Annotated in this window: 24 protein-coding genes and 1 pseudogene; 7 read left to right on the top strand and 18 right to left on the bottom strand. The window is 63.3% G+C overall.

Annotated elements, in window-relative coordinates:
- Nucleotides 1–325: 325 nt before the first annotated feature.
- Nucleotides 326–652 (top strand): hypothetical protein, encoded by a 327-nt coding sequence (locus tag RLDS_RS35600; protein WP_021225231.1) that lies wholly within the window; start codon nt 326–328, stop codon nt 650–652.
- Between the two features lie 150 nt (nt 653–802).
- On the opposite strand, the gene RLDS_RS35595 is transcribed toward RLDS_RS35600, so the two are convergent.
- From RLDS_RS35595 to RLDS_RS35580, 4 genes are all read right to left on the bottom strand, one after another.
- A complete protein-coding gene (locus RLDS_RS35595; RefSeq protein WP_021225230.1) occupies nt 803–1816 on the bottom strand; it encodes a DUF2493 domain-containing protein in 1014 nt (337 codons plus the stop codon).
- Between the two features lie 81 nt (nt 1817–1897).
- Complete coding sequence (locus RLDS_RS35590) at nt 1898–2389, bottom strand: DUF736 domain-containing protein (protein ID WP_021225229.1); 492 nt, start codon at nt 2387–2389, stop codon at nt 1898–1900.
- A gap of 693 nt (nt 2390–3082) precedes the next feature.
- Entirely contained in the window at nt 3083–3484 is a 402-nt protein-coding gene (locus tag RLDS_RS35585; protein ID WP_152528017.1) for a hypothetical protein, read from the bottom strand.
- Nucleotides 3485–3873: 389 nt separating this feature from the next.
- Entirely contained in the window at nt 3874–4341 is a 468-nt protein-coding gene (locus RLDS_RS35580; RefSeq protein ID WP_021225227.1) for a hypothetical protein, read from the bottom strand.
- 177 nt (nt 4342–4518) lie between these two features.
- Here RLDS_RS35580 and RLDS_RS35575 point away from each other — a divergent pair, with 177 nt between their 5' ends.
- Together RLDS_RS35575 and RLDS_RS35570 are read left to right on the top strand one after the other, a co-directional pair.
- Entirely contained in the window at nt 4519–6237 is a 1719-nt protein-coding gene (locus RLDS_RS35575; RefSeq protein WP_021225226.1) for an ATP-dependent nuclease, read from the top strand.
- Nucleotides 6230–7645 carry a UvrD-helicase domain-containing protein gene (locus tag RLDS_RS35570; protein WP_021225225.1) on the top strand — a complete coding sequence of 472 codons (1416 nt, stop codon included), beginning with the start codon at nt 6230–6232 and terminating at the stop codon, nt 7643–7645. The genes RLDS_RS35575 and RLDS_RS35570 overlap by 8 nt, the downstream gene beginning before the upstream one ends.
- Nucleotides 7646–7696: 51 nt before the next feature.
- Here RLDS_RS35570 and RLDS_RS35565 read toward each other — a convergent pair whose 3' ends face one another.
- The 6 genes from RLDS_RS35565 to RLDS_RS35545 form a co-directional block, all read right to left on the bottom strand.
- A complete protein-coding gene (locus tag RLDS_RS35565; RefSeq protein WP_021225224.1) occupies nt 7697–8452 on the bottom strand; it encodes a hypothetical protein in 756 nt (251 codons plus the stop codon).
- Nucleotides 8449–10830 carry a hypothetical protein gene (locus RLDS_RS35560; protein WP_021225223.1) on the bottom strand — a complete coding sequence of 794 codons (2382 nt, stop codon included), beginning with the start codon at nt 10828–10830 and terminating at the stop codon, nt 8449–8451. The genes RLDS_RS35565 and RLDS_RS35560 overlap by 4 nt, the downstream gene beginning before the upstream one ends.
- Nucleotides 10827–12350 carry a hypothetical protein gene (locus tag RLDS_RS35555; protein WP_021225222.1) on the bottom strand — a complete coding sequence of 508 codons (1524 nt, stop codon included), beginning with the start codon at nt 12348–12350 and terminating at the stop codon, nt 10827–10829. Before RLDS_RS35555 ends, RLDS_RS35560 begins: the two co-directional genes overlap by 4 nt.
- A 68-nt stretch (nt 12351–12418) precedes the next feature.
- A complete protein-coding gene (locus RLDS_RS0127900) occupies nt 12419–13429 on the bottom strand; it encodes a YoaK family protein (RefSeq protein ID WP_021225221.1) in 1011 nt (336 codons plus the stop codon).
- An 81-nt stretch (nt 13430–13510) separates the two neighbouring features.
- Nucleotides 13511–13819 carry a zinc ribbon domain-containing protein YjdM gene (locus RLDS_RS35550; RefSeq protein ID WP_021225220.1) on the bottom strand — a complete coding sequence of 103 codons (309 nt, stop codon included), beginning with the start codon at nt 13817–13819 and terminating at the stop codon, nt 13511–13513.
- Nucleotides 13820–13837: 18 nt separating this feature from the next.
- Complete coding sequence (locus RLDS_RS35545; RefSeq protein WP_021225219.1) at nt 13838–14104, bottom strand: helix-turn-helix domain-containing protein; 267 nt, start codon at nt 14102–14104, stop codon at nt 13838–13840.
- A gap of 714 nt (nt 14105–14818) precedes the next feature.
- Here RLDS_RS35545 and RLDS_RS35540 point away from each other — a divergent pair.
- The 4 genes from RLDS_RS35540 to RLDS_RS35525 all read left to right on the top strand — a co-directional run bounded on the left by RLDS_RS35540 (nt 14819) and on the right by RLDS_RS35525 (nt 17215).
- Nucleotides 14819–15064, top strand: coding sequence for a type II toxin-antitoxin system TacA family antitoxin (locus RLDS_RS35540; protein WP_234893178.1), 246 nt, complete (start codon nt 14819–14821; stop codon nt 15062–15064).
- Between the two features lie 85 nt (nt 15065–15149).
- The gene (locus tag RLDS_RS35535; RefSeq protein ID WP_021225215.1) at nt 15150–15587 is read left to right on the top strand and encodes a hypothetical protein; all 438 of its coding nucleotides are present in this window, start codon (nt 15150–15152) and stop codon (nt 15585–15587) included.
- A gap of 472 nt (nt 15588–16059) precedes the next feature.
- A complete protein-coding gene (locus RLDS_RS35530) occupies nt 16060–16449 on the top strand; it encodes a hypothetical protein (protein WP_031297709.1) in 390 nt (129 codons plus the stop codon).
- Between the two features lie 100 nt (nt 16450–16549).
- The gene (locus RLDS_RS35525; protein ID WP_021225213.1) at nt 16550–17215 is read left to right on the top strand and encodes a UPF0149 family protein; all 666 of its coding nucleotides are present in this window, start codon (nt 16550–16552) and stop codon (nt 17213–17215) included.
- A gap of 27 nt (nt 17216–17242) precedes the next feature.
- Here the strand turns inward: RLDS_RS35525 and RLDS_RS35520 are convergent, their stop codons facing one another.
- The 8 genes and pseudogenes from RLDS_RS35520 to RLDS_RS35490 form a co-directional block, all read right to left on the bottom strand.
- The gene (locus RLDS_RS35520) at nt 17243–17671 is read right to left on the bottom strand and encodes a hypothetical protein (protein WP_236616820.1); all 429 of its coding nucleotides are present in this window, start codon (nt 17669–17671) and stop codon (nt 17243–17245) included.
- A gap of 404 nt (nt 17672–18075) precedes the next feature.
- Nucleotides 18076–18363, bottom strand: coding sequence for a helix-turn-helix domain-containing protein (locus tag RLDS_RS35515; protein ID WP_021225211.1), 288 nt, complete (start codon nt 18361–18363; stop codon nt 18076–18078).
- Nucleotides 18364–18365: 2 nt separating this feature from the next.
- On the bottom strand, nt 18366–18908 hold the full coding sequence (locus tag RLDS_RS56905) for a type II toxin-antitoxin system RelE/ParE family toxin (protein ID WP_236616819.1): 543 nt from the start codon (nt 18906–18908) through the stop codon (nt 18366–18368).
- Nucleotides 18909–18975: 67 nt separating this feature from the next.
- Complete coding sequence (locus RLDS_RS35505) at nt 18976–19266, bottom strand: helix-turn-helix domain-containing protein (RefSeq protein WP_234893175.1); 291 nt, start codon at nt 19264–19266, stop codon at nt 18976–18978.
- Nucleotides 19187–19609: a type II toxin-antitoxin system RelE/ParE family toxin gene (locus RLDS_RS55185; RefSeq protein ID WP_201450270.1), complete on the bottom strand. Its 423-nt coding sequence runs from the start codon at nt 19607–19609 to the stop codon at nt 19187–19189. Before RLDS_RS55185 ends, RLDS_RS35505 begins: the two co-directional genes overlap by 80 nt.
- A gap of 321 nt (nt 19610–19930) precedes the next feature.
- A pseudogene (locus tag RLDS_RS0127890) lies at nt 19931–20536 on the bottom strand (hypothetical protein); the annotation flags it as partial.
- Between the two features lie 104 nt (nt 20537–20640).
- On the bottom strand, nt 20641–21105 hold the full coding sequence (locus RLDS_RS35495; protein WP_021225207.1) for a hypothetical protein: 465 nt from the start codon (nt 21103–21105) through the stop codon (nt 20641–20643).
- The gene (locus RLDS_RS35490) at nt 21089–22891 is read right to left on the bottom strand and encodes an integrase (RefSeq protein ID WP_021225206.1); all 1803 of its coding nucleotides are present in this window, start codon (nt 22889–22891) and stop codon (nt 21089–21091) included. Before RLDS_RS35490 ends, RLDS_RS35495 begins: the two co-directional genes overlap by 17 nt.
- Between the last annotated feature and the right edge of the window lie 2 nt (nt 22892–22893).

Here is a 22893-nt window from a genome sequence, read left to right as displayed (position 1 = left end):
ACATGTGGGTTGGCTGCCGGTGGCAGACGTTTAGTGCCAGATCGACAGCCAGTTTGCGCCACGAGAAAATGGCGGAAATCCGGCCGATTCGCGCTCGCAGCACCCGTGCGTGGGGTGCATTACACTCGCCTCCGGCGTGCGTCCTCCCTTCGCAGCGCGCCTGCCCGCTGCGCCCGTCGATTCTGATCGGCGGGAGGTCTCCCGAACCGGGGGTCAGAACGGGTTTTTTTTCGCGGGCCGATGTTGAGGACTGCATTGCATGGTGATGGTCCATGATGGATAGTCGCGGTTGGCGGGCAGACCTCCTTTGCGAAGGAGTCTAGAAATGCCCAAGATGACGGATCGTGAGCGGCTTGCGAAGATCGAAGCCGATCAGCACAATCTCGCGCAGGAAGCGGAGACGGTGCGACGTGGATTGCGCGCGCACTATGGGAAGCTGACCGCCGAGTTGCCGGTCGAGCGCTTGAGCGAGCGGGAGTTCCGCGACGTTCTGAGCCAGTCCATTCGGGTTGGCGGTGGCGCGGCGATTGCGGCCCTGAAGGGACTACCGGCTGCCGGTGTCCAGGCGGAACCGTCGCCGGGATCGCTCCGCAAGCGGGCTGCCGCTTCCCCGGCTGGCGGGGATGATGGTTCGAAGGTCGTGCATCCTTAGCGGAAAGGGGAGCGACGTTGGCGGGCGGAACGCCCGGCAAAAGGAGCGGCGCGGGGAAAACCGTTCGGGTTTCCCCCGCTCGTGCCAAAGGCACGACAAGGGACCGGCGGCGGTTTCCCGCGCCGGTCCCTCTTGGGATGATGTTTCGGATCAGGCCGCTATGATGCGCCGCTTTTTCTTGATCGGCACATCGGGTTCCTGATCGGTCGCCAAGAAAACATGGGTCGGGACGCGGTGGCCTTGGCTTGGGTTGAACAGGTCATAGAGGCTCGACTGGATGCCCGATCCTTCGCACAATATGGCTTCTACCGGCATGAGTTCGGCAATGTCGCGATTGCGCTTGAAGCCCTTGCCTTTGCCGCGTCCATAGAGGCCGAAGGCGATGCAGACGACGCCCCTTTGCGCGGCCCATGCGGCGGCGGCTGCATCGACGCCAAGGCGCTGTCCGGTGGTGACAAGCACCATGTTCGGGATGCGTGTCCTGATCTGATCGAGCCGGTTCCAGAGGATACGCCAGTCGTGCCAGTCGGCGGGACCGGAGACGACGACGACGGGGCCTTGCGGGTCGTATCGGTCGCGCCGCCGCTCGGATCGCGCGCGCAGGAAGTCCAGCGCCGAAATCTGGCTGGCGGTGGTGACGTGGGACGCGCGCGATCCCTTGGCGGGCGACCATGGGCGACCGGCACAAACGCGATACATGGCGGCGGCATAGTCGCGCATGGCTTCCATGGCGGCGCGCTGTTCGGCGACCGACTGGCATTCAAGCTGGGTGTCTTCCAGTTCCTTGTTGAAGACTTCGCCCGGTTCGAGACGGCGGGCCATGTCGCGCAGGGTATCGGCCAGCCGGTCCTCGCGGCTTTCCAGTTTGTTCGCGACGAAATGAAAGCTGTTGACGAAGCCCCATGCGAGTTCCGGCGCGAGCGGGTCGAGCCGCGTATCGGTCAACAGGTCGAAGATGGCCGCGACGATGCCGCCGCATTCGGCCTGCGCCGCGATCGGATCAGGCATGGTGTGTTCGGCTGGTTCCTCGGCTGCGTCGATGATGGTGAGCGGCAAGGGATCGCCGAACGAGGCAACGAAATCGGGGGTGGCGGTGAGTTCGGCATAGAGTTCCGGCAGGTCGGCAAAGCTGCTAACGCTGGCCAAGGCCGTTGGCTTGCTCATGATATGGTTCCTTGTGACGGGGTAGCGGTTCAGGGTCGGGGAAGCGTTCCAGCGCTCCCCCGTCCCGCCTTCTCGTGCCGATTAAAAAGGCACCTCATCGTCAAGGCTGCGGCCGCCTCCGGTATATTCGCCGCCCATTCCGGCTGTGCTGCCGCCGGAGAAGCCGCCGCCCGAACGCCCGCCGAAACCGCCGCCACGGTTGCCGCCGCCATTGCGTCCGCCGAGGCCGCCCGGCTGTGCCTCGCGGTCACGCTCGCGCCGCCACTGGACGTCAAAGCCGTTCGTCTCGTCACCGAACAGGGCGATGGGAAGCGGTTCGCGGAAGCTCGGATCGTCGATCATGCCGGACAGGAATATCTCGTCATTGGAGCGCATCTTGCGTTCCCAGACGACGCCGATCTGGATTTCGTCGCCCGCGCGGTTCGTCTCGTAAATTTCATAGACGGGGGCGCTGTCGCTCTGTCGATCTTCGACGCGGCGCATGATGAGATAGGGAAACCGCATTTCGCGGGTAGCGATCTTTCCGATAATGTCGCTGGCGCGTTCGTCGAATTTGAAGCTGCCGATCTTCATGACTTCATCCTTTCTCTGTTGTGTGGTCCGTTTCTCTTTCCCGGCCACATCTGAACCCTACCCCCTCCCCTCCAATTCTTCCATGTTATTGATTTCTTGACAGAATTTCATCGTACATGGTGAGCCTGAGCAAAAACAGCCGCGAAGCGGCCAACAGGCACGAAGACGCACCGGCCGCGCAAGCGGACGGTTCCGCTTGAATGGAAAGGGAGCGTGGTCCGGCTGACAAGTCATCGCACCCGGAGCCGCCTTCGCAGGTCCGAAGGCGCAGGACCGGGGCGGGGATGCAACAGGCACGGGAGCCTAGCGAAGCTTGCTGAAAATGGGCCGGCGCTTCTCTGACAAACAGACAAACGTCGCCGGCCCATTTTCAGCTAGCGCAGCTTGGCGACGCAACTCGTTGCATCCCCGCCCCGGTTCTGCAACGCGCGGATCCTGCGAGGCGGCGAAGGGGGTGATGGCTTGTCTGCTGGCTCCACGATCCGCATCGCGCGTCAGCGCGATTCCTTAGGCGAAGCCTGAATGGCGCGAGGCTTGCCGCACGTCCCGCCCTCGCGGAAGGAGCGCCTCGCCTGCCTCATTTGCCCGCGGAAGGGATCGTTACGGCGCAAGCCGCCAAGACCCGCAGGGGCTTGGTCGGAGCGAAGCGGAGATAGAGCCCGGTGCCCGCACGAGCGGGCATCCGCCCAACATTCACGATCGACGGGCACGCAAATGCAGCGGGTCGATCGGCGAAACGGGATCGTCTCGGAGCAGTTTCCTGCATCCTATGCATCCGGCGGCTTTTCGGTCGCAGCCGAGCTTCAGGGGTCCCTCGCCACGCGGTCCTGAAAGATACAGGCAATCATCAAGGCGATAGACCATGGTGTCCTTCCCCAGCGCCAGGAGCGTGGCGCTGCGTGCCCGGCCATCGAAGGGGACCGTGATAGGCTGGGCGGTCTTCTCGTCGCTGGCCAGTCGATAGCTCCCCTCGCCGATCGCCGGGAGGCCCAGCATGGGGATGAGGGGCGCGATGAGATAGACGAATGGCTTTGCTGTCGCGCGGAACTGCTTCTCCCGTCTCAGGAGCGAGATGCTTCCAATGATAGCAGTCATCGAGACGGCGACAATGTGGTCCGGTGGCATGCGGTCGGGAATTTGGCGCAGGCGTTGCCGCGAGGGATATGCGCTCGAGATGCTCGCACGGCAGATGGTTCATGATGGGGATGCGATGCAGGGGCATTTCGACGAAGAGCGAACGATCTCCGGCTTCGACAGGAAACAAGGTCGGCACCGACATGCGTTGCCCGATATGAGGGCACCGGGACTGGCGCGATGGATCATGGGCAAACACGTCATTGCGGCGGCAAGACTTTGTGCATCGGCCGCAGCCATGCAGGGCGAACATGGGCTGGATCGCGAGATCGAGCCCGGGGCTTTAGTGCGGCGACCGCGACGGCCGCTCTCGTCATCGCAACGGGGTGAGGAGTCAGCGCGGGCGACCTTCAATAGTAGCGGTCATAGTCGCCGCCGAACTCGCCCAGCACCGCCAGTTCCGTCAGGACGGCGATGGTCAGCGTGAGCAGTCGGCGCATACGGGCGGGATCGTCCCACTGGTCATGGTCATGTTTGCCGCCATGGAAGAGATTGTTCCGCACGGTCTTGGCATAGGCCACGACCCTGTCGAGATCGGCCGTGTTCGGAGAAAAGGGCACATCCTCGAAGTCATGTTCGGGATCGCCGACGATCTGCCGTCGGGGCTGTTCGGCAAGCAGTGCCTCGCCGGCGGGAGATAGGGCATAAGCGGCGCGATGCGCCATGACGAACTTGTCCCAATCGGGTTCGGCACGCGCGCCGATGGCCTCGTTCCTGAGGAAGCGCTTTTCCTTCAGCGCAAACTCGAAGCGGGAGAACCAGTAGAAAAAGTCGAAGGCCAGAGCCCGCATGTCCTGATCGATATCTTCACGGCGCATTGTTCTTCGGCTCCTGATGGATGGCCCGCGCGCACTTTATGTCGGGATGGATAGATGGATAGCCGCGCGACGGTGAAGATCTGGTGATACGCCCTCATACGCGGCGGACTTTGACTATCGGCAGGCTTTGCTAACCGCTAGTCCTTTCCCTGAGAGAATGAGGGGACATTGGACTGAATGGCGCGGATTCGTAAAATCGAAATCAGGAATTTTCGCTCGATCGCGCGGCTGGACTGGTTTCCACTCTCCGGCATCAACTGCCTGATCGGACCGGGCGACAGCGGCAAATCGACGATACTCGATGCGATCGACTTCTGCCTCGGCGCGCGCCGGAACCTCACCTTCTGCGACGATGATTTTCATGGGCTGCGGCTCGATCAGCCTATTCAGGTCAGCGTGACGCTTGGGGAACTCGACAGCCAACTCCGCTCGATGGAGGCCTATGGCCTTTATCTGCGTGGCTTCAACTTCCAGAGCGGTGTCATCGAGCCAGAGCCCGGTTCGGGCCTCGATACGGTGCTGACGGTGGAACTGTCGGTAGGCGACGATCTCGAACCGCAATGGCGGCTCGTCTCCGAGCGGGCTGCGGCTCTCGGCCAGTCGCGCAGTCTGAGTTGGGCGGATCGTGTGCGGCTTGCGCCGACCCGGCTCGGGCAGTCGGGCGAACATAATCTGAGCTGGAAGCGGGGTTCGATCCTGAACAAGGTGTCCGAGGAACGGGCGAGCGCGGCTTCAGCCATCGCGCAGGCCGCGCGCGACGCGCGGATCGCCTTTGGTGACAAGGCGAAGGATCAACTCGGCGAGGCCCTTGCCGCCGTTCAGACGACGGCCAGCCGGCTCGGCGTGCCGATCGCCGGGCAGGTCCAGGCCTTGCTCGACGCCCATGGGGTGAATGTCACCGGCGGCACGATCTCGCTTCATGGCGGCGATGGCGTGCCTTTGCGCGGGCTTGGTCTCGGATCGGTCCGTCTGCTCGTCGCCGGCTTGCAGCGGCATGTCGCGGGCGATGCCCCGATGATCCTCATCGATGAACTGGAGCATGGTCTTGAACCCCACCGGATCATTCGGCTGCTGACAGAACTCGGGGCCAAGGAGCAGGCGCCGCCCTTGCAGGCCTTCGTCACCAGCCATTCGCCGGTGGCGGTGCGGGAACTGTCGATCGAGCAACTCCATGTCGTGCGGCCAGGTCCGTTTGGCCATACCGTATCGTGGATGGGCCGTGCCGGCGACGTCCAGGGGACGGTCCGCAAATTTCCCGATGCCTTGCTCGCCCGGTCGGTGCTGGTCTGCGAGGGCGCGAGCGAGGTGGGCTTGATCCGGGGACTCGACCTTTATCGCCAGGCGACGAACCGGCCATCGCTGACCGCGCTCGGTGTCGCGCTCGTCGACGGCGGCGGCGATACGACCTTCGCCCGCGCGAGTGCCTTCCAGCAGATGGGCTATCGAACCGGGGTGCTGCGCGACAGCGACATCGCGGTGCACGGCAATCTCGAGGCGGCCTTTCTTCAGGCCGGCGGGAAGGTCTTCAAATGGACCGATGGGCATGCGCTGGAAGATGAGCTGTTCATGTCGCTGTCGGTCGGCGGCGCAAAGCTGCTTCTCGAACGGGCCATCGATCTCAAGGAGGAGAGCGTGGTCTCCGACCACATCCGCTCGGTGTCGCAGAACGCCTATCAGTTGGAGACTGTGAGGAACGTGGCCGCCTTCGGCAGCCTCGATGCCGCCACCCGCGCCATGCTCGGCCGGGCATCGCGCACCCGCAAGGGATGGTTCAAGAGCGTCAGTGCCATGGAGGCCGTGGCGCAGGAGATTGTCGCGCCGGATCTGCATCAGACGACGGGAGGTCAGCTTCGCCCGACGATCGATGCGATTTTCGCCTGGATCGACCATGGCTGACGGCATGCCGGATCTGCTGGCGATCGGACGCGGGGCCATCGTCGCGCCTGCCGGCTGCGGCAAGACCGAATTGCTGAGCCGAGCGTTGACCCGTCACACGGCACGCACGCCGATCCTGGTGCTGACCCATACCAATGCGGGGGTGGCGGCGCTGAAGGGGCGGCTTGACCGGGCCGGCGTGCAGCCGCGCCTTTACCGGCTGGCGACCATCGACGGATGGGCGATGCGGCTGATCAAGACCTTTCCGCTGCGCTCGGGTCATGATCCCGCGATCCTCGAAGGACGTACACCGGGCTATGTGGCGATCCGTCGCGCGGCCGCGCGCCTGCTTCTCTCGGGCCATGTGTCGGACGTGATCCAGGCCAGTTATGCACGGCTGCTGGTCGATGAGTATCAGGATTGTTCAGAACTTCAGCATCAGCTGGTGTGCGCACTTTCAGCGCTGTTGCCGACCGCGGTGGTGGGTGATCCCATGCAGGCGATCTTCGGCTTCGACCGCAACGACCCACTCGCCGACTGGAATGGACAGGTGCTTGGCCATTTCTCCGTTGCGGGCACGCTGGGCGATCCCTGGCGATGGAGAAATGCGGGTACCGAGACCTTCGGCCGTTGGCTCCTTCATGTCCGGGGCGAGCTTCATGCCGGACGGAAGATCGACCTGAGGCAGGCGGTGCCCGAGGTGCGCTGGGTCCAGCTCGACGGCAGTCAGAACGACCATCCCAAGCAGCTTGGGGCATGTCAGAGCCGATCGCCCGCCACCGACGGCTCAGTCCTTATCATCGGCGATTCGCGCAATCCGGGAAGCCAGCAGCGATTTGCGAGCCAGACGCCCGGAGCCGTGACGGTCGAGGCGGTCGATCTTCGGGATCTCGTTTCCTTCGCTGAAGCCCTCGATCTCGCGAGCCAGCAGGCAACGGGCCAGATCCTCGACTTTGCGCAGAAGCTCATGACCAATGTGGGAACGGCTCAACTGGTGCAGCGGCTCGATACGCTGCGGCGCGGCCAGGCGCGCAAGGAGGCCAATGAGGTCGAGAGCGCCGCCCTCGCCTTCGAGGCAGACAGGTGTCACCAGCGGGTTGCCGCGCTGCTTGTCGAACTCAACAAACAAAGCGGCGCGCGCGTCTTTCGCCCGGCCGTGTTTCGGGCCTGCATGCAGGCCCTGCAGCGGTGCGAGCGAGGCGGCACGCCTTTTGTCGAGACGGCGATCGCGATGCGCGAGGAGTATCGGCTCGTCGGACGGTCACTGCCGCGTCGTGCCGTTGGAAGCACGCTGCTGCTCAAAGGGCTCGAGGCGGATGTCGCGGTGATCCTGGGCGCCGATGAACTCGATGCCCGCCATCTCTATGTCGCGATGACGCGTGGCTCCAGGGAACTGGTCATTTGCGCGCAGTCACCGATCCTTGGCTGAAATCCAACTTCATCGTCGACCTCGACGAAAGCGTGCCCAGCTCGCTGGCGATCAGGTGATATTGTTGTAGCTGAAGGTCCCGTCGATCCACGCGAATGGGGGTTTTTCTGCAACGGCATAGTCCCGGACCGCTTTTTCGGCATCGCCGGCGGATCGACCGACGCCGGCGTCCATCAGCATCCGTTCTATATCGGCATGCTCGGTATGGACCCAGTCGATGATCGTCACATCCTTGGCAGTGGCGACGTCCTGACGCTGAAATGCGGATGATATCCGGGCGCTGTTGGCGGATGCCACGGTCAGGATCGATCCTTTGACGGGGTTCTTCGCATCGAGTTTGTTGGCGGCGATCAGCGCGGTGCCCATGACCGGGAGGAGGGTCATGATCCCGCTGCCGAGCGCCACACGGTCGTCGGCGCCATCACGCACGGCGGCCGCCTGGATCGCCATGGGCCAAAGTCCCGAAATGTCGGCGAATGCGCCTTCCGCGATGGCCGGACGCGCCCCGGAGACGTGCCGCATGAGAGCGATGGCAATCGCTGCGCACCGATCGAGCTGCGGTTCGTGGAAATCCGCCACAATGATGAAACCGTCCCCGAACTGGTGCGCGAAAAGGCGATCCGGATCGGCGTGATAGATCCTCGTTCCTATCTGGTAGATGCCCTCCATCGCCGCGCGCAGGCCAAGGATCGCCTTGTTCCCGCGGTCCCAGAGTGTGCTGAACCCCTCGATATCGATCCAGATGGACCAGCGGCGGCCTTGCGCGCTCGCTTCTGGCGCGATGGGCAAAGCTGCTTCGTCCCTCATCGGCCACGTCCTTCCATGATGGGGTTGCTGCCTGAAGCCGCGGCAGCGGTGCCCTTCATATGCGGCGTAACCCCGAGCCGAGGGCCGATCGTTCCATCCAGTCCTGCGTGGACGTCCAGGGCGATGTCTCCATTCAATTCGGCGGGAGCAAGGCCAAGGAGCGAAATGACACGCTGCCGCAGGCCCGGGATATATTTGAGGAACGCGCGATCCCGGGGGCGGTCCGCCAGCGCGTTTTCGATCGCATCCAGACCCCAGAGGATGGTGATCCAGCATTCCATGAAATCGACCGGCATCCCGCCATAATCGCGCGCGAGCATGACGCGGGTGATGGCGGGCCTGCGCCCGCAGAAGAAGCCGACCAGGATGCGAACGAGGAAGCGTGGCCAGCCGAGTGCGACGCTGGATGTGTCGAGACCCTTGGGGAGGTCTTCGCAACGGGCCTTGTACAGCAGGAAAAGGGTCCAGAAGCGCAGGCGCAGGACGTCACTCGAGCCAAGCGGCTCGTCATCCTCGAGACCCTCGACATAAGCGATGACATGCCGTTCGTAGAGACGGGCATCGATCGGCTCATGGCGAGGTTTCTCGTCATGCCGGGGAGCAGGTTCAATCGCGGGAGGGTCAGCCCCGTCAAGGGGCGGCCCACCGGTCTCGTCTTCCGGCGGATCGTCGAATTCCGGATCATAGTCGTCGTCGGGGACGATCGCGGCCGCCCGGCCGGAGAGAAGATTGAGGAAGTCGCGGATGCTGTCGCTGTAGGTTCCTGCAAGACTGTTGGCGCCCTGCCCTCCTTGCTGCCGCGTGCCCGCTTTGCCTTGCATGAATTCTTCATAGCTCAGCGGCACCGGCGCGGCGGGCTCGCGATCCGTCTTGCGGGCGTGCGGGCGAACCGCAGAGAGTTTGCGGGGTTCCTGGTCAGAATCGAAATCCGCCCGGGCCAGGGTCTCGAAGGCCTGATGCATCCACAGGTCGAAGTCGGCGCCGTCGGTGAAGCGCGCAAGCGCCCGCGCGACACTGCCGGTCGCCACCTCCCGGCGGCGGGAGCGAAGGGCGTCCCGATGCGTGACATGAGCGATGGTCGAGAAAGCATGGCCGGTTTCCACACGCGCGAACCGCACCGCTTTTTGTAGGCCCGGATCGATCGGGACCGTGCGCGCGCCGTCTCCATGCCGGAAGGACGCAACCGCGATCGATAGGATCAGCTGGGCATGGCGATCGAGCAACTGGACATTCCCGAGGTCGCTGCCGGCTGTCGCTGGTCGCCAGTGGAGCAAGCCGGAATCGAGTTCGAAGGCGCCGGGCTGGCGGGCCTCGATCGCTTGCATGGGAATGGGCGGGCCTTCCACCGGCGCCGCGAGATCATCGAGCCCGATGGCATCGCCATCGAGCCAGCGATCGAGGCCGAGCGCCTCACGCGCGGTACCGCGCGGCAGGCGGCGGTAGTTACAGGCTTCGGCATTGGCGCCGACGGATCCGGTGTGGCCCAGGGCTGCGGTCGTGCAGTTGGCGCTGCCGAACAGGACATGGTCATGGGTCGCGGTCGAGGCGATGATGATCTTGGCATGGGTGAAACGCTGCGAGGGCCAGTCGAGCGCAACGATCCGCGCCTTCCTGGCGAACGGCGCTTGGCCGGGAAATTCGTGGGCGGACGGGTCTATCGGCAGGATGACCTGTCTGGGCGCAAGGCGGCGGGAGAGGTCAGCGAGAGCTTTGAGATCAGCGTCCCAATAAGGACTTATCACGACCAGCGTGTCGACCTGTGCGTTGCCGACCAGCGAGATGAAACGATCGCCGATGCCCTCTGCACCGGGAGAATGGAGGAAGGCGATCGCCGAACCATCGTCGAGTTCGTGCAGATCGGGCGAAACGGGGCCATCCAGCCATGCCGCGCGCTCTCGCGCCCAGAGGAGTGCGTCGCGCGCGGGCGATGGGGCCTTCGGCACGAGCGCGTCGAGATAGCGCCAGATGGCGCGGACGATCCCGCGCTCGGGGCTGTCCTTGTCCCTGCACTCGATCTCGATCGCGACCTCGGCGTTGCCGGCTAGGCCCGAAGCGGTCAGATTGGCCGAACTCACGAAGGCGCGTGCGCTGTCGCGACCGACCTGGAGGATGATCTTTGGGTGGAAGATACCATCAGCCGGCGGCGGGCTGTGGAGCGCATAATCCCGGCCGAGCAGGGTCGGAAGGGTCGATCCATCGGAGAGGGCCAGCGCCGCCATTCGGGCGTCGGTGATCAGCAGGAGGTTGGAGGCGCCGCTTGCCATGAGCTGGGGCAGCAGGATTTCCTCGACGGCTGCGAACTCCACGGCGAAGCTCGTGGCGATCGCGCTATGGAAGGGCCGGCCGGCGCGGCGACCAATATGGTCGGGGAGCCTCATTGCATCGCCTCCAGCGCCGCCAGGCCAAGTGGCGTCGGCCCATCCTCGCCGAGAAGGTGAATGTCCGCGAGGAACTGGATCGCCGGCTGGAGGCGCGGCGTGGTGGCGACGGGCTGGTAGGCGGCCAGATAGACAAGCCTGGCGTCCCGCTGCTCGAACAGGAAGGTATAGTCGCGCTGGCGACGCAGCTTCTGCATGGCGACCCAGCTATGCCGGCGGACGACACGCTCGAGCATATAGTCGGCGATGAGATCGGCGACGGCCTCTCCTTCCCGTCGCTCCAGCCAGCCGACTTCGGTGCGCAGCGAATGGGCGGAGCCCCGGTCCGGGAGCCCTTGCGCCACAGCGGTGGCGAGATCGGTCCGGCTGGCGATACGCTGATGCAATGTCGCCATGAGGTTGATCGCTTCAGCAGCCTTGTCGGTCACGACGCCGCGCGCACTGGTCAGGCTGCGCCATGCATTCTGATAGGCAAAGGTCATGGGCTCGATACGGCAGCGTATGTCGCGCCAATAGGCCGAACGCGCCGAAACGAGATACTCCTCCTGCGCGGCCAGGTGCGCGACGATCTCGGCGCGGATCTCGGGCAACGACTGACCATGCGGTGCGCTGTTGATGATCGCGATGGCCCAGGCCAGGAGTGCTGCACATGCGACCTGCATCAGATCCTGGCATTGATAGGCTTCCCAGTTGGGGCGCTGTGTCTCCAGACCGGGGGATAGCGCATTCTCGGGCGGATCGAACATATGCCATCGAACCTGCTCGGGGTCCGGCCATCCTCCGCGCGCACTTGCGGCATCGAGGATGAGGGCGAGGGTCGCGGCGCGGCTGTGGGCGCTCTTGCGCGCAGGTTCCTCTCTGGCGAACAGGACTGCTTCATAGAAAAGCCGCTCTGCGCTGTCGGGCGCGATTGCGGATGGTATGATCGGTTCAAGACGTTCCAGATCACCTGGCGTGACGCGCGCATCGGTGATCTTCTGGCGCAGGAGCTTCACGAGGTCCGGGCCGATGGCATCGGCAAACAGGGTCGCGGCGCGGCGCCCCAGATCACGGGTCGCAACCTGTATCCCGTGCCTGTTCTCGGTGAACAGGCCCATTTCCACCATCTGGCTATAATAGGCGCCGCCGAAGACCCCGAGCGACTGACGCAGATAGCGCTCTTGCGCAGGGTCGGTCGATGCGGCCATTTCAAAGTCGATGGTTCGGCCTGCGGCGGCCAGGCGGCGATTGGCCCAGTCGATGCCGCCGACGCCGGTCTCACCGGCCTGCGCCGACACCAGCGCGTAAAGCGCCTCGGCACGCCGCACCCAGTTACGCCAGGCTTCGAAGTCGTTGGTGGCTCCCTTCCGGGCGTAGGTTTCACTCAGCCAGCAATAATAGCCATAATAGCGCATGCGCAGGGTGACGTTGCTGATACCTGGAAGCAGCGACTGATAAAGAAGCACACCACTATTCTGCATGCCGAGCGGATCGAGCCCGCGCTTGTCTGCCCGTTGGGTCCATTGCGGTAAAGGATACATCGGCCCTCATGAATATCCGGGCCTTCGGCCTCATTCCGGTCCAGTAATGAACGCGCCCGCCGCTATGATCAATCCAACCCGTCGTACCGCGCCGTCCTTTGCCTGGCATTTTCGATAGAGGTGAGCGCGGCGACGCCCAGCACGAATCCCGCGAAGGCGAAACTGAGATCGCCGGCGAGGCGCCATGCGAGCACACCGACGACACCGCCGAGAAGAAACGAAATCACGGTGCCGATGTGGAGGCGCATCCTCGTCATGATCGCTTCGCGATCGGCATCCTCGCCTTTCCCGCGCAGGATATCGATCATCCGCGCGAGTCCGATGCCGATATCGGTGGACATGCCCGAGACATGCGTCGTGCGTACGCGGGCATTGGAGATGTGGGTGACGATGGCGTTCTGCAGCCCCATCAGGAAAGCCAGGCCGATGATGAGCGTGGGAACGCCGGCCGCGCGATCTAGCGCGATCCGGGAGATGCCGAGCAGCGCGAGCAACATGCCCTCGCCAAGGATCACGCGGGCATAGATGGTGATGATACCGCGCCGCAGACCCGCACCGATCACGAGGGTCGAGACCATTGCACCGACGACGAAGGCGAGGATGATGGCCAGGTAACCCAGGCCCTTTGCCCATTGCCCCATGGCAAGCAGGCTGGACAAGGCCGAGACGTTGCCGGTCATGTTGGCCGAGAAGAAGCCGACCTCGTGAAAGGCCGCGGCATTGAGTCCGCCGGCCACGGCGGCAAGCGCGAAAGCCAGCTTCCGGTCGAGCCGACTGTCTCGCGCATCACCCTGGCGGATTAGCATGCCGTGCTCATCCCCGCATCGTTCCAACAGGAACGGGCCTGGTGCGCCCGCGGCCGCGGGCGCAGTAATTCGAGCGTTGAGACCGGCTGGTCCAGCTCGGCCGGCGAGAAGCGGCGGGATCGCCTTATAAGCCTTGCCGCCCTCCGGCGTCGCCGCCGTATGACCGGCAGTCCGCAGGAGCCGGTCTCGGACGGCAGGAGGATCAAACGCGCCGATATCGTGAAGGAATGGACCGGTGGCTTCATCCCAACCACCGAGCGATCCGCCGGTCATCCGCCTTGCGGGGGCGACCTTCGCCGTCCGCCAGGGCGCGAATGGCCATGGCGTACCGCTTAGGGATCTTGCGCCGCGCCATCAGCGCTTGCGCACGAACTCGGCGCGCAGCACGAGGCCCTTGATGCCGTCGAACTTGCAGTCGATTTCCTGGTCGTCGCCGGTGAGGCGGATCGACTTGATCAGCGTGCCGCGCTTGAGGGTCTGGCCCGCGCCCTTGACGTCCAGATCCTTGATAAGTGTCACCTGGTCGCCATCAGCGAGGAGATTGCCGACGGCATCGCGAACCTCAACGCGGGTGATGGTGCGCTCGCGCTCCTCCAGCTCCGAAGCGGGCATCCATTCGCCGCTCTCTTCGTCGTATACATAATCCTCGTTGCTGTCCGTCATCTACGCTTATCCGTTCAACTATCGACCGAGGGCCACCGCTGCATCGCGCAGCCGCACGCCCCGCCCCTTGCCCTGGCTGGGCGTATTTTCACCGATGAGTTCGATGCCTTCCCGTTCCAAAGCAGACACCACCTTGACCAGCGTCTCGACGACGCCGCGCACCTGCCCATCCGACGTTTCCATACGCTGGATCGTCGGAAGTGATACGCTGGCCAATTCCGCCAGTCGTTTCTGATCGATTCCGAGGAGCGCGCGGGCCGCCCGCATTTGCTGGGAGGTGATCATCGGGCCTATATCATATATAAAACATCATGGTTCAATCTCAGAAAATCATATTTCATGCTGAAACATGGATATTCGTGAAAGTCTTCGTCGACGTCGATCAGAGGCCTGCGTTCGCTGAGTCTGACGATCCCCCGCCACCGCAGCTGCGCCACGCTGTCGATCATCCCGGTTCGGTCCCGGCATGTGCCTGACTTTCGAAAAGGCGCGTGAGCTGCCCGGAACAGGCATGAAGAGGTGAAACGCGTCGTTTTACGGGAATGGGCGAGCGAGATTTGGGAACTGGCTCAGGGGGTGCCTCAATCTCCCGGGAGCCGTCTCGACCGGGGAAACATGCACCGCGGGCGTGGTCCTGCGTGCGATGCACGAAGGCGCTGTCGAGCGACACTGCTCCTGGCATCAGTGCAGCATGCGCTCATTTTCCTCTGGATCGTCGAGCCAGGCGGAAATGTCGCGGCGCGCGTAGAGTACGCGCCCTATGTCGATATTGTCGTCCCGCTCAACTCGCAAACTTATTCGCTGCTCGTGCCGTAGCCGCGTCCTGCTAGCCCACGAACGCCTTTAGTGTCTCAGGCAGCGAAATATTCATCGTGCTCACAGCGCCGAGCATAGCCAGTTTGGCAAAACTTGGCGAAGCACGGTGCAATCGTGTACCTATTGAAGCTGTACAAGTGGAGGTGCGCAATGCCGCGAGCGGTAGTGGAAGACAACAGGCGCATGCGCCTGCGTATCCGACCGGCGCAAAAGGCGTTACTCGCCCGGGCGGCTGCGCTCAAGCATACCGATCTGACGACCTTTGTTACACGTTCGGCGCTGCGTGAAGCCGAAAGCGTAATCGACGCGGCGGAGCGGACGAAGTTGAGCGAGAGGGACAGCCTGCTCGTTCTCGATCTGCTTGAGAACCCGCCGCCTGCGAATGCGAAATTGCGGGCTGCCATTGCCGCGATGCCAAAGTCGGCATGACGCTTCCTCTACGGCACGAGGAAGCGATTTCGAAAGCGCATGACAGCACCTCGTTCGACTGCGGCGACAATGATCTGAACATTTTTTGCAGCGCTTTGCGCGGCAGAGCCATGAGCTAGGCGGGGCCAAGACGTTCCTCGCCATCAGTGACACCGACAACAAGACGGTTCTCGGTTTCTATAGCATTGCTCCGGGCAGCTTGGATCACGCCGACACGCCCGAACTGGTTAGGCGCGGACTCGCCAGGCATGAAGTGCCCGGTTTCCGGCTCGCGCGGCTTGCAACGGATATTCGCGTGCAAGGGAAAGGGCTTGGGGGTCAACTTCTGGGGGCGACCGGGCGCAGATGCATTCGGGTTGCGGCCGAGGTCGGCGGGGTTTTGCTGATCATAGACGCCAAAAACGAACGAGCCGCTACCTGGTATGCCAGCTATGGTGCCGTTCCTCTGCACGACAAACCGCTGACGCTCATATTGCCCTTTGCGACGCTTGAACGCGAATTGAGAGCGGCCGGCCAATTCTAGACACTCAATGCGCGATGCGATGCGCATCTCGTTCGCCCTCGACGCGAGTTCCGCACCGAGGGCCATTCGCGCGACCACATCCAATGCCGAGCCCCAAATTTGAGCCTCCCCGAAGTTCGTTCACGGACCAAGAACATATAACACGGGGATTGACAGATAAGGAGCGAAACACCGGATGAGAAATGGCGGAAAAGAGCCAAAAATACCAAGGTGCCGATTCACAGATTAGTGTGCGGCGACAGTCTCGTTGCACACGGAGAGCAACGGGCCAGACCATGATCGCGGCCTTCGATGCGTTGCGCGAGACCGGTCGCGAAAGGTGCCGAAACTCCGGCTCCGGGATGTTGCCCAGCCAACCTGCAATTGCCAACCCCAGTTCACGCATTCTCGAAATTGACAGGGATGATGGGGCATTGCTTGCCAAGCATAACATGGCGCTTGCAATCTTGTTCATTCTATGTTCCAGAAAGGCATGATCCGGGACTATCTTGCCACATATGATTTCAACCTGCCGCTCGACGATGCGGCGGTGGATCCGGAACTGGCGCTGGTGCGTCGGCGATTGGCGAGCCTTGCCGCAAGCGAGGGGCTGAATGGCGGCTATTATGAGGCGCAGGAACTGGCGGAAGCGTTTCTCGATGCGGCGCGCGAGGCGAATGCCGGGATCGAGGAAGATGACAGCGCGGCGCGGATACGGCTGCGCGATATCCTGGCGCGGGATCTCGACTATCAACGGGAGCTGTTCGAGGAGGTCTGTGCATTGCCTCTGGCGGAGGCGGCGGCACATCTTGTCTGGCTCACGGATCTGATGAAGCGGCGTGTCGATATGGCGCCCGTGGTCTCGGCCGCCCTGAATCGATAGGCAGGAAGCGCCTGGGTGTTCGACAAGATCGCGCCGGCTGCTCCCCTGCCCCTCCCGGCGACGACATGATGATCGCAACCTGCGTCAGCGGTAAACGGGGATGATGGAGTCAGAACCCGCCTATCTCGCGACGCTCGACCGCCAGTTGCTCGACCAGCCCGAAGCGATGCTCCTGTCACAGCTGGACGGGTTTCTGACAGGAGTCGTGGTCAGCCCCGACCTCATCACGCCGGGGCGGTGGATCCCGCTCATCTGGGCCGGGGATGAGGGTGATGGGGAGCCGGAATTCGACACCGAGGAGGGTTTGCGGGCGTTTCTCGGGCTTGTGATGACCCATTACCATGCGATCATCGATTCGCTGGCCCATCCGGGCGCCTATGCACCGCTGCTGGAAACCGACACGCGCTCCGGCGAGACGCTGTGGGAGATGTGGATCGACGGATTCGCGCAAGCGATGGCGCTTTCGCCGGGCGGCTGGGCGCGCATCGAGGCGGATGACGATGCGGGATGTCATGCAGCCTTGGCCGGTATCCGCACGTTGCGGGATTTCGCAGACGGCCACCGTGATCTTGACCGGCAGGAGGAAGACCGCTGGGACGCCGAGGCGCCGGACCTGATCCCGATCTGGGTGGAGATGCTGCATCAGTGGCGGCTCGAGAATGATCCCCATCGCCCTGCGGCGTCCAGGCGCGCCAAGGTTGGCCGAAACGATCCCTGTCCTTGCGGGTCGGGCCGCAAGTACAAGAAATGCTGCGGCGTCAATTGAGGATCGCCGCGAACATTCGCACAACGATCAGGCGTGTCCGGCCGCAACCGGAACTGAACGAACATAATAGGCTTCATGGGGTCCGAGCGCGGCCAGCAGGCGCAACTCGGCGGCGTTGACGTCGTCGTCACTCTGGAAGGCATCGACTGTATAGGCGCCGCGGGCAAACTCGTCTTCGGGATGGGGCACCAGCATGGTGCAGCGTGTCGGCCAGCAGCATAAGTGCAGCCAGGGCCAGCGCGGCGCCGGAGGGCTATATCGCGCAAAGACGATGTCGTCGGTGCGCAGGCCGGACGGGCGTCGTGCGAGCAGCGCCGGTGAAATCAGTTCGGGGCGTTGCTCGCAGAGAAATGCCTCGAACTCTTGCATTTCGGCCAGGCTTTCGAGGATCACCGGATAATAGCGGCCAAGCGCAAGCCTATCGCCCGAGAAGGCAAGCGGTATGTCGATCAGCAATATATCCGGCAATGTCGGAAGTGGTCGAGGATAGTAGATCCGCGTGGCGGCGAGCTGGTCGATCAGGCGCATGACCGTGATTAGGCGGATGCGTACAGGTGAACGCAAGCGGAGTCTCGGACAGATTGGCGCAACATGGTCGATGCGGGAGCGAACGGCGCCGCCGGACGGCCAAGGTTCCGGCCGCGGTCTGCCACCTCCCTCTACTGGGGAGAAAACGCGCAGGATATGCCCCCGCCCCTCCCGCAAGCGGAAGGAGAGCCATAAATCAGCCAATCCGCCTAGTGGTCAAAACCTAACGCTTGGTACCCGCATATCGCGGCCTCGAAGTGGTGGAGAACGGTCAGGCAGCTATTGGTGGCGCGTGTATGGCAATGGTCGAAGCAGCGACGAAACGTGACGCCTTATCGCAAGAGCTCGCTCACCAGCGAAGGCTTGCGTGCCAACATGGCAAGAAGCACCTGCGCGGGGCCGGTCGGGCGGCGGCGTCCCTGCTCCCAGTTCAGCAACGTCCCCTTGGCCACGCCGATGCTGCGCGCGAACGCTCCTTGCGACAGCCCGGTGCTAGCCCGGATGGCCGACACGTCGACCACCGGCACCTCGACCTGATGAACGACAGCGCCCGTCTCTTCGCCGCGCGCGAAGGCCAGCGCCTCGTTCAGCCCCTGCGCGATGCTTTCATAGGCACTCATGTTCAGTCTCCATATGCTGCCACCAGAGCTTTGCTCAGTTCCACCAGCGCTGCCTGCTCGGCCTTGGCCAGATTGTCCTTCTCGTTCTTGGCGAACACCGTCACCAGAAAGATGGGCATGTGGGTGCCGCCGAACACATACACTGTCCGGTAGCCTCCGCTTTTGCCGCTTCCCGCTCGCGCGATGCGCATCTTGCGAAGCCCTCCGCCCAGCGAGATTCCCGCTTGTGGGTCGGCCGCGACTGCGTCCACCAACGCCGCCTGCTCATCGGCTGACATGATCGCCTTTGCGCGCCGCAGAAACTCGGGCAATTCCACGACGGTTTGCAACGCGATCATGCTCTCCATGTATGCGTCAATGGCGCATACGTCAATGGCGCAGAGCGAACATCGCTTCCCCAGGTGAACGTCGGCTTCTGAGATGAGCAAGCCATCACCTGAATGCCTAAGATGAGGGCGACGGCGAACGAACGCTGATTGGGTATCAAGCGTCTGGTTTTGACCACTAGCATCCACGCAGACAATCGGTTGATGCGCGGTAAGCATGTGATCCCGGTCGCTTGTGAACGAGGCATTCAAAGGACCGCTTCGATACCCTTGCGACGGATGACGTTCAGGATCGCGAGCGTCGAACCCGTGCCTTTTTTGTGCCGCGTTCGAGCTGTGAGATATAGCCCGTGGTCAGGTTAGTATATTTGGCGAGTGCGGCCTGGCTCAAATGCGCTTCTTCGCGAACCCGGCGGATTTCTTCCGGCGTGATTGGCTCGGCTGCGAGCGGCGCGTCCGGACCCAGGTGACGCACCGTTATCTTTCGATAGGTGTCGTCACCCATCAGGCCTGCACTGCGCATGTCCTCTGCCGTTTCCAGCAACGCTTCGGTCAGTTTGCCGAGCTTCTTCGCCATTGTCGATTTCCTGTAGCTTGCCCTTGCTCACCGCTTCATCAAGGTGACGGTCATCGTGTTTCAGAAATGCGGTGGCGATGTCCCTCAAGGTCTGCAACTCGTCATCCCCGATGTTCTCGCGCTCGTTCTTGGCAAAGCCGAAGAGAAAGAACGCTCGCTCCTCCGTTCGATAGGCGACGATCATGCGAAACCCGCCCGATCGTCCCTGGCCGGGACGGGCAACGCGCTGTTTGATTAGACCCCCGCCCAGATCGGCATCGATGATCCCGCGTTCCGCTCTTGCAATCGCATCCCTCAAACCTGCTTCATCAATCCGCTCGCGCCGGACGAACGAACAACCCACTTGGTTTTGAATATCCGCACGACATCATCCTATAACACCCTGAACTATAGCGCATAGACACATATTTGAAAGCCGATCTGTATCGATTGCCCCTACCCGCAGGCTCGGGTCGGAGGATCAGCGATCGACCTAGGTGGGGCGATCGATGGAATTTCCGGCGGGGCATAAGGCACCGGCCCGCAAACCCACCACGTCGTTTCTGCGAGTGAATTTGTCGAGGCCGCCTCAAACCCGGACCCGTTGCATTTGAAGCACGCGTTCAGGCAACATCGTGCGGACGACCGGGCCGGGCGAAGCCCCGCACTCGATCGAGCGTGACGGTCAGGCGGCGAGCCGCTCCACACCCTCGTTGAATCGTTCGATCCAGTCGCGCATCGTCGGGCGCTCGTCGAGGGGAATCTGGGCCGCGACACGCTGAAAGTCGATGAGATCGACCGGCGCGCCGGCAATGATGGCATCGATCTCGCAAGCCGGCAGCAGGCTGCGGTCCCGAATGAAGCGGGTCATCGATCCGGGGCGTTCACGGGTGGACTTGCGCCACAGCCCTTCGACGGTTTGCAGACGCGGAGCCGCCCGCGCTTCAACCAGCACGATGAGCCGCAGACACCATGGCGGCAGCGTCATCAATTCGGCCGATTTTTGCGCAAGGCACAGCCAGCAAGCCGATTTTATCGGTATCGGCAGCCCCTCGGCGCGGATGCGGGTGATGCAGGCCTCCCGGTCCCATCCCCATTCGCGCAGTGGATAGCGATAGTCATAGACGTCGCTGACATGACCTTCGCGATGCGCATAGCGGCGGCTGTCCGCAGGGGAACTGTCATAGCCGATGAGCTTGACAACCCGCCCGCCACGCGCCCATATTGCCTGTGCCGGAAGCCATCCGGCAACCCATTGATCTTGCGGCTGAATTTTCCATTTTTGCGAGCATTAGGTCTGGTTCGACCTGTCTTATTGGCTCCGCAAAGCCCGTAAATCCAACACTCCCACTCCTCCTCCCCCTTCCAAGACGCCCGATAAGGGCGTGACCGCCTTCAGGCAGCGGCAGGATCGGGCGCTTCGGCGTTGGTGTGGATAGGGACGGGCCGGCGTATCCGATCGAGTTCCTGCACAAGTTGCGCGTTACGGCGTTCGAGCCGCTGTGCGCGCTGCTCGGCTTCGACAGCGCGTTTCAGCAGGCTGGCATTATGTGTCGCGAGGGCGATGTTCTTGGCTATCGCGTCATGAAGAGTGGCGCGTGTGCGATCGGCCTCGCCAGCGGCCGTTTCAGTGGCGCCCTCACGTTGCGATTGAAGCTCGCGCAGGGCGTCGAGAACGTCGGCATGGTGCGTATAGATGATGTTGCGGCCGACCTTGGCTGTTCGTGCGAGAGCGGCGACCGTTGGCGCGGCGGACGGGTCCTTCGCGAGGACGCCAAGGGTTTCGCGCAGGCGTGCATTGGTGTTCGCCCGGCGACGGGCCTGCGGGGTGGATGGGGCAGATTCAGACGTCACCGGCATTTCCTTCGTCGAGCTGGTCGAGGATACGGCGAGATTCCTGGATGCGGGCTTCGGCAAGTGCACGGCTCTCGCCATCGAGGTCATCGCGCTGGATCAATGCGGTGTTCCGTTCAAGGCGCGCTTCCCAGACCGGCCTATGCCGGTCGGTCACAGCGAAGTTGGCGCACGTCGAGCAGGTGCTTTGTGTGCGGAGCACCGGGTTCGGCTCGCGCTCGCCGCCGAGGCAAGCGGAGGTCTCCCGGCGGTAGAGGCAGTAGCCCCAGTCGCACACGCCGAGGCGCATATCCGTTTCGGCGAGGATCTCGGTGATATAGCCATCGACGTCGCCCGACCGCGTGCGCCCGCGGAACGGCGATCGCTCGGACAGCATGACGCCCGCCTTCCCGGCGACGTTCGGCGCCAGGAGCAGGTCTTCCAGCGCCTTGCGGGTTTCTTCGGCGGCATGGTCGTCGATCAGCTCGGCAAGCTCGAAGTCTGTGCCCACATAGGCGCGGTCGGTCATCGCGCGGTGGACATGGCCGAGATGGCGTTGCAGCGCCGTCAGGCCGGTGCGGTCGCGCCGCCCGATGAACCGCGAGAACGTCTTACGGCCCTGATAGGTGGTCAGGTGCCAGGTGCCGCCTTGGTGCTCCGGCAAAGCAAGGAACGGCGCAAGTCGTTCGTTCAAGCGGATATTGACCATGGGTGATCTCAGTCGGGCGACGGGCATCATCGTCGGAAGCGGCGAGCGTCCGCGGCCGAGCTGGTGGAGCCAGAGGTTCTTCTTCCCGCTAAGTTCGCGAAGCGGTGCGGAGAGACGTTCGAGGATGTGGATCGCCCGCTGAACCGGCTCGGGTGCGAGCCAGCGATGGATGTCCCCATGTTCCGTCAGCGACGTCTTCGTGATCGTGCCGACCAGATAGACGTGTTCCTCGCCGTCTCCATCGGCCGCGCGCCGTTCGAGGCAACCCTCCTCAAGCCTGAGTATTTCGGAGGCTCTCGCGCCAACGAGATAGGCGATGACGACGAAGCAGGCGTCGCCAAGGCGATCGAGCATGAACGTCAGGCGGCGCAGCGGCCATTCCGGATTCGGATACAGATCCGCGTAGGGGCATGGCTCAGCCAACATGGCGCGTCTGATATGCCAGTGGAGCCTTCGCCCCTGATGCTGTGGTCGGAGCTGCTCATACAGATCTTCGAGACGGTCGCGCAGCGCGAGGATCTGGTCCGCCGGGTCACCGAGCAGTTCCATAGCGCCGCTGATGAGAGGCACGGCGATCTCGTCGGGCGTATAGGGATGGCCGCCATAAGGTTTCCAGTGCCGCTTCCCAACTGAACCGGCGCGAGGCGGCGCCATCAGCGGCGCGTCGTCCAGCTTGTCGCGCTGCATGTGGAACGTGCGGATCGTGCCGAGATAGCCTTCGGCGGTGCTGAGGGAGAGCCGTGAAGTGTTCCTGCCGGGACGAGCGCGCAACATGGCCACGAACCGGTCGACGGCGTCTTGATCGAGATCCTTGAAGCATCGGACGTTCTCGGCTGCCATCCATCGAACGAGGAAGCGGATGTGGCTGAAGTGGCCGTCGACCGTTTCCTTGCGGAGTGGCATCCGCCCTTCGGGCGGATCGGCCCGCAGCGAGAGCAGGAACAGTTCTGCGGCGTGCCGGAGCGGCGTCCACTGATCGTCCCCGAACCGGCTCCCGTCCGGCATTTCGAAGCCCCAGTTAAACGTTGTGGCGGCGGGTACGCCTTCGTTTCCGAGCAATGGCGCCGGAAGCTGGGTAGGCGTGGATGTCGGGACGGAGGCCATGA

This window comes from Sphingobium lactosutens DS20, assembly GCF_000445105.1.
Classification (GTDB): Bacteria; Pseudomonadota; Alphaproteobacteria; order Sphingomonadales; family Sphingomonadaceae; genus Sphingobium; species Sphingobium lactosutens.
Note: the sequence above shows the minus strand (reverse complement) of the source record. Positions and strands in the feature narration are given on the sequence as shown.